Below are 16413 nucleotides of genomic sequence, written 5' to 3'. Positions count from 1 at the left end.
TGTATATTCTTTATTTAATGAGAAGGATTATAAACGAAAAAGACTCGCTGTACGCGAGCCTTTTATTAGAAATGCTGGAATTATGATTCCGCGCTGTTCTCGATAAGTTTTTCAACGGTTTTCAAACGCTTGTTCATTTCATCAATACGATGAACTCGCGTTGCTGTTTTACGCCAATCTTTATTTGGCTGCAAAGGAATACCTGAAGAGTACATGCCTTTTTCGGTGATACTGCGCATTACCATCCCCATACCGGTGATTGTAACGCCGTCAACGATTTCTATATGACCATTAATCACACAACCGCCACCAATAATACAGTACTTACCTATCGTTGTGCTGCCGGCGATGATAGTACCACCTGCAATAGCAGAACCATATCCGATGTGAACATTATGAGCTATCTGAAGTTGGTTATCTAAGATAACGTTATCTTCAATAATAGTGTCATCTAATGCGCCACGGTCAACGGTAGTACACGCGCCGATTTCTACGCGGTTACCAACACGAACTGAACCGACTTGCGGGATCTTAACCCACTCGCCTTTCTCATTCGCATAACCAAAACCATCGGATCCAATCACTGTACTAGATTGAATCAAACATGCTTCGCCAATCACCACTTCATGGTAAACACTTACGTTAGCCCAAAGCTTAGTACCTGCGCCAATTTTTGCATTTTGACCAATAAAGCAACCAGCACCGATAACGACGTCATCACCAAGCACTACGCCAGTTTCAATCACAGCATTGGCACCAATAGACACATTTTGTCCAATGGTCGCGTCGCCTGAAATTGAAGCAGAATCAGCAATACCCGTAGCTGGCGCTGGCGTGGAATCAAGCGCTTGAGCAACCTTAGCAAAAGCAACATAAGGGTCGCTGACCACAATAATGTTGGTCTTACACAGTTCACGCTCGCTCTCTTTAACCATAATAGCGGATGCTTTACAGTCACCAAGGTGCTTGCTGTACTTCACGTTCGAAAGGAACGTAATATTTCCTTCTTGCGCTTTATCCATAGGAGCGACTGCTGAAACGGTAACTGTACCGTCTCCGTGTAGCTCTCCACCGGTAATCGTTGCCAATTCGGCTAAGGTCAGATTCTTCATAAAACTTATTTCAGTGATTTAATTACTTTTTCAGAGATGTTGTATTCTGGCTTGCCGTACTGCAGAGCTTGAATATCAACGATCATGTCGTAGCCTTCTTTCTCTGCAACTTTAGTTACAGCATCTTGAATTACTTTGAATAGCTTCTGCTTCTCTTGTGCTTCACGACGTTGGCTTGCTTTTTCTAGTGCTTGAGCTTTGATTTTGTATTTGCTATCTAGTTGGCCGACTTCAATACGAAGTTTCTCTACTTCATCAGGCCCTAATAGCTCACCATCACGCTTAAGCTTTTCAATCTTAGTCTTAGCTTCAGCTTGGATACTTTGAAGCTCAGCAGCTTTATCTTTGAACTCTTCCTGCATTTTTTGAAGAACAACTTCACGCTGAGGTAGAGCCTGGAATACTTGTGCAGTATTTACATAGCCCACTTTTTGCGCAGCTTCAGCCGCTGTTGCAAAGAAAGAAGAGCTAAGAACTACAAGGCCTAAACCTGCTGCTTTAATCATATTTTTCAAAATATTGTCCTTTAAAGATTAGAAAGTTCTACCAATGGTGAATGTGAAGAATTCTTCGTCATCACCTTCGTAGATTTTGATTGGTTTCGCTAGAGAGAAAACCAATGGTCCCATCGGTGACATCCACTGAAGAGCGGCACCATAAGATGAACGGTAATTTGTTGGGTCAGAGTAATCGTAGTAGTACTGTTGACCGCTATTCGGTGCGCCACGGTCTACGAATTCGGTATCCCATACACTTGCCATATCGAAGAACACGCTAGTTCGAATCTGACTGCGCGCTTCATCAGAAGCAAACGGTGTTGGTACGATTAACTCTACGCTAGCCAAAGCAACCGCATTACCACCAACCGAATCATCGGTTGCAGAATTGTACGTCGGGTTGTTGCCCGTGCTATTTCCGTAAACAGCTTTTGGACCAGCTGAGTTAGAACCAAAACCACGTAGTGTTGTAAAACCACCCGCGTAGTAGTTTTCGTAGAATGGGAACAAGTTATCATTACCATCCGTTTGACCATAACCGTTACCATAGCCTAATCGACCACGCATCAATAGTGTGAACTCATGCTTTTTAGTCAACGGAATGTAATGTTTTACATCGTATTGCGCTTTGAAGTATTTCGCATCCGAGCCTGGTACGGTTATTTTCGCGAAAGCACGTTGGTGGTTACCTTCAGTAGGGAAGAAGCCACGGTTAAGGTTGTTGCGCGTCCAAGAGATATTGATATCGAAGTCATCGGTTAAGATATGCTCATCACCGTATTGGTCAATACTTCTCGCAAACTGTTCAACTTGAATATAGGTAGGAACGTTACCGATTTTGTTGTGCGTATAACCAAAACCAAACTCGAGACGGTTCAGCTCATCCATAGGGAAACCCCATGTTAAGCTCGTACCATAACTTTGGTTGGTATAATCGACAATACCCGCTTCAGAGGCTTCAAATTCGTTGTAGAAGATTTTGCCGCCCATACTCACACCATCAAGGTTCCAGTATGGGTCGCGGTAGTCTAAGCTCACATTCTTTTGGTAATCGTTCATCATGGCGCTTACGCCAACACGGTTACCAGAACCTGCAAAGTTATCTTGCTGTAAACCAACCTGGAAGCTGACACCCGATTCAGTACCGTAGCCAACACCGAAGTTGACGCTACCCGAGTTCGCTTCCTTAACGTTGTAAACCAGATCCACTTGGTCTTCACTGCCAGGAACACGTACCGTTTGCACATCGACCGTTTCAAAAAAGCCTAAACGGTTAAGACGGTTCTTACCTGTATCAATCGACTTGGAGTTCAGCCAGCTGCCTTCCATTTGACGCATTTCACGACGCAGTACTTCATCTTTCGTTGAGTTGTTACCCGTGAATCGAATATCACGAACGTAGATACGGCTGCCCGCTTCTACATTGATAACCAACGACACTTCTTTGGTCTCATCGTCAAATTCAGGAATCGTACGAACTTGTGGGTACGCATAGCCAGCTTCGCCTAGAATTCGTTTCACGCCCTCTTCTAAAGACGTTACAGAAGAACCGTTATATGTATCGCCATCTTCGAATGGCACTAACGCTTCGAAGTCAGCCTCGCGGCCGATAAGCTCACCACGGAAAGAGACATCTTTAACGGTATAAGCTTCGCCTTCATCTAGGCCTAGCGTGATGTAAACACCTTTCTTATCAGGAGAGATCGCAACCTGAGTCGAATCCACCTTAAATTTAAGGTAACCACGGTCAAGGTAGTAAGATTTCAACGCTTCGATATCACCAGCCAGTACTTGCTTCTGGTATTTTTCATCCGCAAGGAAATTCCACCATGCAACATCAACGTTCAAGTTGAAACGACTAAGTAGATCAGCGTCAGAGAAAACTTCGTTACCGATAAAGTTAATTTGCTGAATCTTAGCGGACACGCCCTCAGTAAACACAAACTTAAGGTCAGAACGGTTACGAGGCAGAGGCGTCACTACGGCTTTTACTGTCGCGTTGTATTTACCAACACTGTAGTAGAAATCTTCAAGGCCCTTCTCAATGTTACTCAGTGTAGTACGGTCAAGGGCTTCACCTTCACGAACACCAGATGCATCTAGGTTCTGCTGAAGTTGTTCTTCTTTGATCGCCTTGTTACCTGAGAATGAGATACTTGCGATGGTCGGTCGTTCTTTGACTTGAACAACTAAAACATCATCATCGCGAAGAACTTTAACGTCCTCAAAGTTGCCTGAAGCATACAGTGCACGAATGATCTCAGACACATCGCCGTCATCCACTTCATCGCCAATACGTACTGGCATTTTCAGTAGAGCTGCACCAAGTGCAACACGCTGTAAACCTTCGATCTTGATATCTTGAACTACAAAGTTTTGTGCTCCGTTCGCAGCCACACTAGTGGCCAATAGACTTGCGAACAGAATTTGCTTAATCGCCATACTTATTCTAATTATTCCTTGCTACTACCAATGCCTGTGAGAAACCATTCACAGACGAGTAAAATCATTAAATATTGCCAGAGCCATCAAAGAGAAGAGGATTGCGCCTCCCACTCTGTATCCCATTTCTTGAACTTTTTCAGGTACAGGTTTACGAGTAACGGCCTCAATAGCGAAAAAGAGCAAATGTCCGCCATCAAGCATAGGCAGCGGAACTAAATTAATAATACCCAAGTTAACACTAATCAGAGCTAAAAAACCTAAGAAGTAAACCAAACCGTAATCGGCGGTTGCCCCTGCGCCTTTAGCAATTGAAATTGGGCCACTCAAGTTATTTAAGCCAACATCACCAACGATAAGCTTCTTAAGCATTGTCAGTGTCAAACCTATGATTTGACCTGTTTTATCAAATGCTTTTCCTACAGACTCAATTACACCAAATTGTAACTCAAAGCGATAATCTTCTGGCCATTCTGCGACTTCGGGAGCAATACCCGCATAGCCGATTGTAGAACCATCAGAAAATTCGCGACTATTCGGCGTCATAACCAATGACCGCTCAACACCATTTCGTAATACGACAAGGTCCAAGGGCATCATTGGGTGTGAACGGATTAATTCAACAACCGACTTCCACTGTTCAATAGGCTGACCATTAATTTCGACAATTTTATCGCCAGATTCTAGCCCTGCAGAATAGGCAGCACCGTCATCAATAACTTGAGCGAGCACTGTCGATATCTCTGGAGAATAGGGTCTAAAACCAAGCGTTGTCATTGCTGACTCAGTTTCTGGGTTGAACGACCAGTCAGAAATATCCAATGTTATCTGTTGTTCAAAGCCGATGTCGTCTTGAGAAGAAACCGTTACAGTCATGGACTCATCACCAATATGTGATATCAAACCCAAGTTTACTGATTCCCAATCTGCGGTTTTGATTCCTGATATAGATTTAAGTTCCATTCCAGTTTCAATTCCGGCTTGTGCAACAATAGATTGCGGGGTGACCTCACCGATCACCGGTTTAACCGCAGGCACGCCAATCAAAAATACCAGCCAATATGCGAACACGGCAAAGATAAAGTTGAATGCTGGACCTGCCCCCACAATCGCCGTTCGTTTCCACAACGGTTTCTTATCAAAAGCGTATTGCTGTTCGTCTTCAGAAAGGTCATCAACACGACCATCAAGCATCTTAACGTAGCCACCCAATGGAATGACTGACAAGCTATATTCCGTTCCATCGCGGCCAACTTTACTCCAGATCGATTTACCAAAACCAATCGAGAATTTTTCTACTTTCACACCGCAGCGACGAGCAACCCAGAAGTGTCCAAATTCATGAACAGCGACCAGAATACCAAGCGCTACAATAAAGGATGCGAAGTTCCACAGAATTCCACTCATGCTAGCTGCTCTTTTATAAATTGAATGGCTATTTGACGAGACATATTATCGAGCTCAAGAAGGCTTTCCAAGCTATCTAAGCCCTCAGAGTTATGTTGTTCACATACTTTGTTCATAACATACTCGTTAATGATAGCAATATCGGTAAACTTTACTTGATTGTTCAAGAAAGCATTGACTGCAATTTCGTTTGCCGCATTAATCGCTGTTGTTGCATGCTGACCCAAATAGCACGCCTCAATGGCTAATCTCAAACATGGGTAACGAGTTAAATCGGGCTCTAAGAAGGTAAGCTCGCCCACTTTGGTGAAATCCAGAGGCTTAACACCCGCTTCTGTGCGTTCAGGATAAGACATCGTCAAAGCGATTGGCGTTGCCATATCGGGTTCGCCCATTTGAGCGAGCACCGAGCCATCCTTGTACTGAACCATAGAATGAATCACAGACTGAGGGTGGATAATAACTTTGAGTTGCTCTTGAGAGGCATTAAATAGCCATTTCGCCTCAATGTACTCTAAGCCTTTATTCATCATAGTTGCTGAATCGACAGAGATTTTAGGGCCCATTGACCAGTTTGGGTGTGCGATAGCTCGTTCTGGTGTTACCGACTCTAGCTCTGCAACATCCGTATAGCGGAAAGGGCCGCCAGAACCCGTCAAGAGAATATGGTTGATACCGTTCTCTTCCAGATTACAACGACCTAGATTGGTTTGTACATTTTGCGGTAAGCATTGAAAGATAGCATTGTGTTCACTATCGACAGGAAGTAGCTCAGCGCCATATTTTTCGACTGCGTCGATGAACAACTGCCCTGACATCACTAAGGCTTCTTTATTAGCAAGTAAGATACGCTTGCCCGCTTTAACTGCTGACATCGTAGGAAGCAAACCTGCCGCACCCACAATAGCAGCCATTACCGTGTCCACTTCATCTAGAGAAGCGACCTGACACATGCCTTCAGAACCAGAAAGAACTTTGATGTTTGGGTAATTTGTAGACAACACTTCAGTCAGCTTAGATGCTGCATCAGGGCAAGCCATAGCAACATAGCTTGGTTGCCACTTTTCAACTAACGCCAGCATCTTTTCAACATTCGAGCCTGCAGCCATTGCTACAACCGAATAGAGTTCTGGGTTTTGTTCAACGACTTTTAGTGTACTTGCACCAATTGAGCCGGTAGCGCCAAGGATAGTTAGATTTCGCATCACATATGACCGTAGAAATGTAATAAAGGGCAGAATCACTGCCCTTTTTTATTAGAATGCTAAATAAAGCAGAGCAAAGACAGGGAACGCAGCCGTTAAGCTATCTATTCTATCAAGTATACCACCATGACCAGGAATCAGATTACTGCTGTCTTTCACCCCAGAAACACGTTTAAACATGCTTTCAACAAGATCACCAAGAACAGAAATAACGACGGTCACAAGAGTAATAACAATCATGTGGAGAGGGCTTGTGAATTGGATATCAAACAAGTCAGCAAAGATCCAGGCCACGATCACTGCTGTAATGATGCCACCAATAAGACCTTCAATCGTTTTATTAGGACTCACCGCAGGGGCCATTTTGCGCTTGCCAAAGCTCTTTCCTGAAAAGTAAGCACCACTGTCCGCAGCCCAAACAAGCAAGCAAACGAACATCACCAATTTTGCGCCGTGGTAAGGATCAACATCGATACCGTTAGCACGCAGGATAACCACACTCCAGAAGAATGGTAGCAAAGTCAGCACGCCAAATGCGTGACGAAGAATGGATGAGTCTTTCCATGCTGGCATAGACTTAGGATAAGTCACTGCCATACCACTCGCGATTACCCACCAAATTGAACCAATCGTTAGAATGGCGTAGTGAGCACCCGATAAGTTATTAAGGCTAAATGCATCAAAAGGTATAAAAGCAAAACTTGCAGCACTTACCACAACTGTTGGAATCAACGCTAAATAACGTGATTTGCTTTCAACAAACTGAGTCCACTCCCAAAAACCCAATAGCGAGATTACTGCTAGTGAAAGAATAAACGTGGGAAGTGATAACTCGAAAATACCTAGAATAACTAGGGGAGCTAAAATCAACGCCGTAATAATTCGTTGTTTCAAACCAAAAAAATCCTTATTAACTGTCCATCAGAGCTTTAATTTGCTCACCGGTGCATCCAAAACGACGCTCGCGGTTTACAAACCAAGTCACAGCTTCTACTAAGCTGTCTTCATTAAAGTCTGGCCAGAATTGTTCAGTGAAATACATTTCGGCGTAAGCTAATTGCCAAAGCATAAAGTTACTAATGCGGCACTCGCCACTGGTGCGGATAAGTAGATCGACTTCTGGAATATCTGCCATCGTCAGGTGTTGTGTAATCATAGCTTCATCAATGTCTTCTACATTAATATCGCCAGACTTAACCTGTTGAGCAATCGAAGTCATCGCTTGCTGGATATCCCACTTACCGCCGTAGTTAGCCGCAATATTAATAACCATACCCGTATTGGTGCTAGTCAAAGCTTCCGCTTCTTCTATTTTCTTTTGTAGTCGCTCATTAAAACGACTTTTATCACCAATAACACGAAGTTGTAGATTATTTTTATGAAGCTTTTTTACTTCACTCGATAGCACTGAAATAAACAGTTCCATCAAGAGACCCACTTCTTCTTCAGGACGACGCCAATTTTCACTACTAAAAGCAAAAAGAGTTACGGCTTTAATGCCAAGTCTGGCTGCTGAAGATATGGTTTTTCGAACAGCTTGAACGCCATTTTTGTGACCAAAGACACGAGGCTTACCCTGAGCTTTTGCCCAGCGACCATTACCATCCATAATGATAGCAATGTGTTTAGGAAGAGAGTCTGTGAACGCTTGAGAATTATGCATAAAAGAGTGAATCAAATTCTAATAGTCGAACAGAATAGCATAAAAAAACGCTGCACCGTGAGTACAGCGTTTTTCCTGAAAGAAAAGAATATGGAAAATTAAACTTCCATCAACTCTTTTTCTTTAACTGCTAGAACTTCGTCTACGTTCTTAACCGCAGCGTCAGTTAGCTTTTGAATTTCGTCTTGTGCTTTACGATCTTCGTCTTCTGAAATTTCTTTGTCTTTAAGAAGCGCTTTTAGATCGCCATTCGCGTCACGACGGATGTTACGAATAGCAACACGGCCACCTTCAGCTTCGCCACGAACGATTTTAACTAGGTCTTTACGACGCTCTTCCGTAAGCGGTGGAAGTGGAACGCGAATAACCGTACCTGCAGACATAGGGTTTAAGCCTAGGTCAGAAGTCATGATTGCTTTTTCAACAAGAGGAGTCAGTGTTTTATCAAACACTGTAATTGCTAGTGTACGTGCGTCTTCAGCAATAACGTTAGCTACTTGAGTCAAAGGCGTTGGTGCACCGTAGTACTCAACAGTAAGACCAGAAAGTAGGCTCGGGTGAGCACGGCCTGTACGGATTTTTTGTAGGCTGTTTTTTAGTGCATCAACACTTTTTACCATGCGCTCTTGAGCGTCTTTTTTGATTTCGTTAATCACAATTTCACCTTGATTATGTTCTTTCTTCAAGAAAGCTTTTTATTTGGAGTGATAAGGATAAGCTTACCGAAGCATTATACTTCAGTAAGCCCGAAAAATTAGTCAGCGTCGCTGATTAATGTACCTTCAGTTTCACCCATAACCACGCGACGTAGTGCGCCTGGCTTATTCATGTTAAATACACGGATTGGCATTTTGTGGTCACGTGCTAGCGTAAATGCGGCCAAGTCCATTACTTTCAATTCTTTCTCAAGAATTGTGTTGTAAGACAACGTATCATACAACTCTGCGTCTGGGTTTGCTACTGGGTCAGCAGTAAATACACCATCTACTTTTGTTGCTTTTAGAACTACGTCAGCTTCGATTTCGATACCGCGTAAACATGCAGCAGAGTCTGTAGTAAAGAATGGGTTACCAGTACCAGCAGAGAAGATCACAACACGACCTTGACGTAGTTGGCTGATTGCATCTGCCCAGTTGTAGTCGTCACATACACCTTTAAGAGGAATTGCTGACATTACACGTGCGTTTACGTAAGCACGGTGTAGTGCGTCACGCATAGCAAGGCCGTTCATTACCGTTGCCAGCATCCCCATATGGTCACCAACAACACGGTTCATACCCGCTTCTGCTAGGCCTGCGCCACGGAAAAGGTTACCACCACCGATAACAACACCAACTTGAACGCCTAGTTCAACTAATTCTTTTACTTCTTGAGCCATACGATCAAGGATCGTTGGGTCAATACCAAAACCTTCTTCGCCTTGTAGCGCTTCACCGCTAAGTTTTAACAGAATACGTTGATACGCTGGTTTAGGGTTCGTAGTCATGGAGCTTACCTTCCAAAGAGTTGATGATTAACAGTCATGGATAAAAACTGAAGAGCTCAGTTTGCATTCATAACAGCTAAAAGCCGGAAATAATTCATTATTCATAAAAAGACCGCAGCATTTGCCACGGTCTCTTTTCAAACAATACGCTAAGGATTAACCTTTTTGTACCGCTGCAACTTCGTCTGCGAAGCTCATTTCAGCTGCTTTCTCGATACCTTCACCAACTTCTAAACGAACGAAGGTAGTAACTGATGCGCCTTTCTCTTTAAGAATGTCAGCAACAGTTTTCTTAGGTTCCATGATGAAAGCTTGACCAGTAAGAGATACTTCGCCCGTGAATTTCTTCATACGGCCGATAACCATTTTCTCAGCGATCTCTTGTGGTTTGCCTTCGTTCATAGCGATTTCAACTTGAACAGCTTTTTCTTTTTCTACTACGTCAGCAGGTACGTCAGATGGGTTAACGTACTCAGGCTTAGAAGCAGCAACGTGCATAGCGATGTGCTTAAGCGTTTCAGCTTCGCCTTCACCAGCAACAACAACACCGATTTTCTCGCCGTGACGGTAAGAAGCTAGTGCAACACCTTCAACAAGCTCAACACGACGGATGCTGATGTTCTCACCGATCTTAGTTACTAGAGCGATACGTGCGTCTTCAAACTTAGCTTGAAGTGCAACGATGTCTAGACGTTCAGCTAGAGCAACTTCAGCAACTTCGTTAGCGAATGCAAGGAAACCTGCATCTTTAGCTACGAAATCAGTTTGGCAGTTCACTTCAAGAAGAGCAGCAACGCCAGCTTCTTCTTTAATGATGATTGCGCCTTCAGCAGCAACGTTACCAGCTTTTTTAGCTGCTTTCGCTGCGCCAGATTTACGCATGTTTTCAATTGCTAGCTCGATGTCGCCTTCAGCAGCAACAAGCGCTTTTTTACATTCCATCATGCCCGCAGCTGTGCGTTCACGAAGTTCTTTAACTAGAGCTGCAGTTACAGTTGCCATTCTCTATTCCTCAGTAAATTCTAAAAAAGATAAAAAACAGGGGCCTAATTAATTGGCCCCTGATATTGACTGTATTCAGTTCTTAAGCCATCGATTATGACCGCTTAATATGAACTAAATATGGCTCAGAGCCGCTATTATTCAGCTTCTACAAAACCGTCTTTTTCAGCAGCTACAGCAGCAACATCTTTGTTACGACCTTCTTTAACCGCGTCTGCAGCAGCGTTTAGGTAAAGCTGTACTGCACGGATTGCATCATCGTTACCAGGGATAACGAAGTCAACACCGTCTGGGTTAGAGTTAGTATCAACTACAGCGTAAACTGGGATACCTAGGTTGTTTGCTTCTTTAACTGCGATGTGTTCGTGATCAGCATCGATAACGAATAGAGCGTCTGGAAGGCCGCCCATGTTCTTGATACCACCAAGAGACTTCTCTAGCTTCTCCATTTCACGAGTGCGCATTAGAGCTTCTTTCTTAGTAAGCTTGTCGAAAGTACCGTCTTGAGCTTGCGCTTCAAGTTCTTTCAGACGCTTGATAGACTGACGAACAGTTTTGTAGTTCGTTAGCATACCGCCTAACCAGCGGTTGTTAACGTAGAACTGGTTGCTGTTGATAGCAGCTTCTTTAACAGCTTCAGATGCAGCGCGCTTAGTACCAACAAAAAGAACTTTACCTTTCTTCTCGCCAACTTTAGCGATTTCAGCTAGAGCGTCGTTGAACATTGGTACAGTTTTTTCTAGGTTGATGATATGTACTTTGTTACGAGCACCAAAGATGAATGGCTTCATTTTTGGGTTCCAGTAACGAGTTTGGTGACCGAAGTGAACACCAGCTTTAAGCATATCGCGCATTGATACAGTTGCCATTTTAAAATCCTCTATGGGGTTAGGCCTCCACATCCCCCATGAATCCGACCCCTAACAACTAACCACTTTTCAGCCGTTATCTGTGTTGTTGAGGCACCCCGGAACATGTGTCGGAATGTGTGTGATTTAAAGAAATAAGTTAGTGGACACAAAGCTTGTTTCGCCAATTGGAGAAAACAGTCCTGATGTCCGGCGCGCTTTATACCATATTTTGTCTATCTATGGCTAGAAAAAAATCCAAAAATGGCGACTGCTATACTCTAGCCTATTAGCGGATTTCACCGATAAATCGCGGCCTAATCAAATCGATTCAGCATCGTCTTACAGAGCAATATCGGCTTAAGTTAAGTAGTATCCACCAGCATTGTATGGATATGGGAATGTTGCGCTAAAATGCTGCACTGATAGAATAGCCCCAATATGCACACTTAGGTGCTACCAAATTAAGAGATATGCAATGGCTGTAAAAATTAAAACTGCTGAAGAAATTGAAAAAATGCGCGTCGCCGGCAAGCTGGCTTCTGAAATTTTAGAGATGATTGAACCTCACATCCAAGTGGGTACAACGACAGAAGAGCTTAACCAAATCTGTCACGAGTACGCTCTAGAGAGAAGCGCATACTCAGCACCACTTGATTACCACGGTTTCCCTAAGTCTATCTGTACGTCTATCAACCACATCGTGTGTCATGGTATTCCAGCATCACAAGATGAGACTGGTAGCACAGGTCAATTCAAACCTGCAGTATTGAAAGATGGCGATATTCTAAACGTTGATATCACTGTGATTGTTCCTGATGACGAAAATGCAGACCTAAGCACTCGTCCGCAGGGTTACCATGGTGACACATCTAAAATGTTCCTTGTGGGTGAAGTTTCACCAGCAAACAAACGTCTATGCATGGTTGCTCAAGAAGCACTTTATGAAGGCATGCGTCAGGTTAAACCAGGCGTTCAACTTGGCCAAGTTGGTACTGCTATCGAGAAGTACATCAAGACAAACAACAAGAATAACCCACGCGCTAAGTTCTCTATTGTAAAAGATTACTGTGGTCACGGCATTGGTTCTGAGTTTCACGAAGATCCACAAGTCGTTCACTACAAAAACAGCGATCGCACAGTGCTAAAAGCAGGCATGTGTTTCACAATCGAGCCAATGATCAATGCTGGTAAATTTGGTTGCCGTCTAGATGACGAAGATAGCTGGACAGTGTACACAGCTGACAGCAAGAACTCGGCTCAGTGGGAACACACTTTAGTTGTTACTGATACTGGTTGTGAAGTACTAACACTACGCAGTGATGATACGATTCCACGTATCATGAAGAACGCTTAGTTCAATAAACTGAACACCTCAGACTTTTGAAAATATCCTCGCATTGCCGAGGATATTTTTTTATCCGCTCAATTTCGATTTTGCATCAGCTTCTGTTAAATTGTTTACTATTCTCATTTGCTTGCACGGATAGCAGACTATGCCTTATCAATGCCCTATTACGTTCAATGACGAACAACTTGAAATCTGCGAATTAAAAAATCAGCTCGAAATCTTCACGCAGTATCAAAAGAGTGAATTTCTAAATCATCATCCAGTTACCGATTTGGTTCTGCTGCGATCCGAATACATGGATTTGCTTCTCAACCGTTTATGGGAGCATTTCGGATTTAGCAAACTGCCTCATATTGCGTTGGTCGCAGTAGGCGGCTATGGCCGTGGTGAACTACACCCTTTATCTGATATTGATATTCTCATCGTCTCGCAAAAAACTCTGCCACCCGCACTGGGTGAGAAAGTCAGTCAATTCATCACCCTATTGTGGGATTTGAAGCTAGAAGTCGGCCACGCAGTCCGTACCATTGCTGAATGTATTGAGATTGGTAGTGACGATTTAACCGTTGCGACCAACTTACAAGAGTCACGTTTACTATGCGGAAGCGAAGACACCTTTCAAGAGTTAAAGCTAAAGATTCATTCCGATTCATTTTGGCCAAGTGAGACCTTCTACAAGGCGAAGATTCAAGAACAGAGAGAGCGTCACGCTCGTTATCACGACACGACTTACAATCTAGAGCCGGATATCAAATCAACTCCGGGCGGGCTCAGAGACATCCACACTCTGAGTTGGGTAGCACGTCGCCACTTCGGTGCGACTTCTTTGTTAGAAATGAGCAAGTATGGCTTTCTTACCGATGCTGAATATCGTGAACTCGTGGAGTGCCAAGACTTCTTATGGCGCGTTCGCTTTGCATTGCATATCGAACTACGCCGCTACGACAATCGTCTTACCTTTGCGCATCAGGCTCAAGTAGCCGAACACCTTGGTTACACTGGTGAGGGCAATCGCGGCGTAGAAATGATGATGAAGGAGTTCTACCGAACACTTCGTCGTGTCGCAGAGCTCAACAAAATGCTGCTTAAGCTGTTTGACCAAGCAATCATTAACGGTGGTCAAACAAAAGAAGCCGAGATTCTCGACAATGACTTCCAACGTCGAGGTTCATTAATCGAAGCGCGTAAGCCAGCCCTATTCCAAGCACGACCAGAAACAATTCTCGATATGTTTATCCATATCGCCAATGACTCTTCCATCGAAGGGGTAAGCCCACCAACATTAAGACAACTGCGAACGGCCCGTCGCCGATTGAACCGCTTCCTGCATACCATTCCTGAAGCTCGTGACAAGTTCATGGATTTAGTTCGCCACCCCAACGCACTGCACAAAGCTTTTAGCTTGATGCATAAACTGGGCGTGCTATCGGCGTACTTACCGCAATGGAGCCAAATTGTCGGCCAAATGCAGTTTGATCTGTTCCACGTTTACACCGTGGATGAACACAGTATTCGCCTGCTCAAGCACATCAACCGCTTTAGCCAAGTAGAGAACCACGACAAACACCCAATTTGTTGTGAAGTGTACCCTCGAGTTCAGAAAAAAGAACTCCTGATCCTCGCCGCAATCTTCCACGACATCGGAAAAGGCCGTGGTGGAGACCACTCCGAGATCGGTGCTGTTGAAGCTTACTCTTTCTGTATTGAGCATGGGCTATCGAAGCCTGAAGCCAAACAAGTTGCGTGGCTAGTACAAAACCACCTGTTAATGTCAGTGACCGCTCAGCGCCGTGATATCTACGATCCGGATGTGATTACCGAATTCGCCAAAAAAGTTCGCGATGAAGAATCACTTGAGCTGCTGGTTTGCTTAACTGTCGCTGATATCTGTGCAACCAATCCAGAGCTGTGGAACAGCTGGAAACGTACCCTACTCGCAGAACTGTTCCATTCTACGCAGCGAGCACTACGTCGCGGCTTGGAAAACCCAGTCGATGTCAGAGACCGTATTCGTCACAATCAACAAATGGCATCTGCACTGCTGCGTAAAGAAGGTTTCTCCGCTCGTGAAATTGAAGTGTTGTGGCAGCGTTTTAAAGCTGACTATTTTTTGCGTCATACACACACTCAAATTGCTTGGCACTGTGAGCACCTACTTCGCTTAGAAGATCCGAGCCAACCTTTAGTACTTATCAGCAAAAAAGCAACACGAGGTGGTACAGAGGTATTCGTATACTGTAAAGACCAAGCGGCACTTTTCGCAACCGTTGTTGCCGAGCTCGACAGACGTAACTTTAACGTTCACGACGCACAGGTCATGGTCAGTAAAGATGGTCACGTTTTGGATACCTTTATCGTACTTGATCAGCATGGTGAAGCGATTGATGAAGCAAGACACAAAGCCGTTGCGAAACATCTAACTCATGTTCTAGCTGATGGCCGTCCAACTAAGATTAAGACACGTCGCACGCCTCGAAACTTGCAGCATTTCAAGGTAAAAACTCGGGTTGAGTTCCTACCAACTAAGAGCAAGAAGCGCACTTTGATGGAGTTGAGAGCTCTTGATACACCGGGGTTGTTGGCTCAAGTCGGCGCAACCTTTGCTGAGTTAGACATCAATTTGCACGGCGCTAAAATTACCACCATCGGCGAACGTGCAGAAGATTTGTTTATTCTGACCAGTGACGCGGGAGGAAGGTTGTCTGAAGAACAAGAACAAGCCTTAAGAGAAAGATTAACCGAACACGTTTCAGAACTCGCACCTTAGAAAGCTAATTTAGAGCTAGAAGTAAGTTGTGACTAGGAAACAAGTTTAGCTCTTGGAGCTGCTTTAATAGCCAAATAAGTGTGGGCAAAGATAGAGAGCGATCTTGTCCACAACTTACAATCAATTCACAGATATCAACTATCTAGCTCGTCGTTAGGCTGCTACATTGATCAAGTCAATTACATAAAAGTATTACATTCATAACCTAGAGGTCGCTTATGTATCCAAACCTCACTGGCTTAGGTATCCACGAACCTAAACAGATTGAACGTTACTCCCTTCGCCAAGAAGCGCACAAAGATATCCTGAAGATTTACTTTCGTAAGCAGAAAGGTGAACTGTTCGCGAAAAGCGTTAAGTTTAAGTACCCGCGACAAGTAAAAAGTGTGCTTGTTAGCGGCGGCAATAATCAATACAAAGAAGTGACCGAGATTAACCGCAACCTCACTCTTGTGATTGATGAACTCAACAAGATCACCAAACCGACGCCAACGGCTGAGGTGGATGTGAAGCAGAAGATCCTTACTGACTTGCGCCATCTAGAAAAAGTGGTATCAAGCAAGATCGCAGAGATCGAAGCCGATCTAGAAAAACTTAAATGATCCCGCGATTAACTGTTAGCTAATAACTAAC

Annotated in this window: 14 protein-coding genes; 3 read left to right on the top strand and 11 right to left on the bottom strand. The window is 44.0% G+C overall.

Features of this window, described 5'->3' with window-relative positions; genetic code table 11:
• Nucleotides 1-80: 80 nt before the first annotated feature.
• The 11 genes from lpxD to rpsB form a co-directional block, all read right to left on the bottom strand.
• The gene (lpxD, locus tag AB6D07_RS10810) at nucleotides 81-1112 is read right to left on the bottom strand and encodes a UDP-3-O-(3-hydroxymyristoyl)glucosamine N-acyltransferase (protein ID WP_017096814.1); all 1032 of its coding nucleotides are present in this window, start codon (nucleotides 1110-1112) and stop codon (nucleotides 81-83) included.
• Between the two features lie 5 nt (nucleotides 1113-1117).
• Nucleotides 1118-1618, bottom strand: a complete 501-nt coding sequence (locus tag AB6D07_RS10805) for an OmpH family outer membrane protein (RefSeq protein WP_009847410.1) — start codon at nucleotides 1616-1618, stop codon at nucleotides 1118-1120.
• 27 nt (nucleotides 1619-1645) lie between these two features.
• Nucleotides 1646-4051, bottom strand: a complete 2406-nt coding sequence (bamA, locus tag AB6D07_RS10800) for an outer membrane protein assembly factor BamA (RefSeq protein ID WP_017096813.1) — start codon at nucleotides 4049-4051, stop codon at nucleotides 1646-1648.
• 48 nt (nucleotides 4052-4099) lie between these two features.
• The gene (gene rseP / locus AB6D07_RS10795) at nucleotides 4100-5458 is read right to left on the bottom strand and encodes a sigma E protease regulator RseP (protein ID WP_017103660.1); all 1359 of its coding nucleotides are present in this window, start codon (nucleotides 5456-5458) and stop codon (nucleotides 4100-4102) included.
• Nucleotides 5455-6663, bottom strand: a complete 1209-nt coding sequence (ispC, locus tag AB6D07_RS10790) for a 1-deoxy-D-xylulose-5-phosphate reductoisomerase (protein ID WP_017103661.1) — start codon at nucleotides 6661-6663, stop codon at nucleotides 5455-5457. The genes rseP and ispC overlap by 4 nt, the downstream gene beginning before the upstream one ends.
• 51 nt (nucleotides 6664-6714) lie before the next feature.
• Entirely contained in the window at nucleotides 6715-7557 is an 843-nt protein-coding gene (locus AB6D07_RS10785; protein ID WP_017096810.1) for a phosphatidate cytidylyltransferase, read from the bottom strand.
• 16 nt (nucleotides 7558-7573) lie between these two features.
• On the bottom strand, nucleotides 7574-8326 hold the full coding sequence (locus AB6D07_RS10780) for an isoprenyl transferase (RefSeq protein WP_009847415.1): 753 nt from the start codon (nucleotides 8324-8326) through the stop codon (nucleotides 7574-7576).
• Between the two features lie 98 nt (nucleotides 8327-8424).
• Nucleotides 8425-8982, bottom strand: a complete 558-nt coding sequence (gene frr / locus AB6D07_RS10775) for a ribosome recycling factor (protein ID WP_009847417.1) — start codon at nucleotides 8980-8982, stop codon at nucleotides 8425-8427.
• A gap of 98 nt (nucleotides 8983-9080) precedes the next feature.
• Nucleotides 9081-9812 (bottom strand): UMP kinase, encoded by a 732-nt coding sequence (gene pyrH, locus AB6D07_RS10770; RefSeq protein WP_009847418.1) that lies wholly within the window; start codon nucleotides 9810-9812, stop codon nucleotides 9081-9083.
• Between the two features lie 156 nt (nucleotides 9813-9968).
• Nucleotides 9969-10814 carry a translation elongation factor Ts gene (gene tsf, locus AB6D07_RS10765; protein ID WP_009847419.1) on the bottom strand — a complete coding sequence of 282 codons (846 nt, stop codon included), beginning with the start codon at nucleotides 10812-10814 and terminating at the stop codon, nucleotides 9969-9971.
• Nucleotides 10815-10951: 137 nt separating this feature from the next.
• On the bottom strand, nucleotides 10952-11683 hold the full coding sequence (gene rpsB / locus AB6D07_RS10760; RefSeq protein WP_009847420.1) for a 30S ribosomal protein S2: 732 nt from the start codon (nucleotides 11681-11683) through the stop codon (nucleotides 10952-10954).
• 457 nt (nucleotides 11684-12140) lie between these two features.
• Between rpsB and map the strand changes: the two genes are divergently transcribed.
• From map to AB6D07_RS10745, 3 genes are all read left to right on the top strand, one after another.
• Entirely contained in the window at nucleotides 12141-13019 is an 879-nt protein-coding gene (map, locus tag AB6D07_RS10755; protein WP_017103662.1) for a type I methionyl aminopeptidase, read from the top strand.
• A 139-nt stretch (nucleotides 13020-13158) separates the two neighbouring features.
• A complete protein-coding gene (gene glnD, locus AB6D07_RS10750) occupies nucleotides 13159-15780 on the top strand; it encodes a bifunctional uridylyltransferase/uridylyl-removing protein GlnD (protein ID WP_017103663.1) in 2622 nt (873 codons plus the stop codon).
• Between the two features lie 218 nt (nucleotides 15781-15998).
• Nucleotides 15999-16382, top strand: a complete 384-nt coding sequence (locus AB6D07_RS10745; protein ID WP_004734354.1) for a DUF3461 family protein — start codon at nucleotides 15999-16001, stop codon at nucleotides 16380-16382.
• Nucleotides 16383-16413: the final 31 nt, after the last annotated feature.

The organism is Vibrio sp. 10N.239.312.C11 (assembly GCF_041466065.1).
GTDB lineage: Bacteria > Pseudomonadota > Gammaproteobacteria > Enterobacterales > Vibrionaceae > Vibrio > Vibrio tasmaniensis_A.
This window is presented reverse-complemented; position numbering and strand designations above follow the sequence as displayed.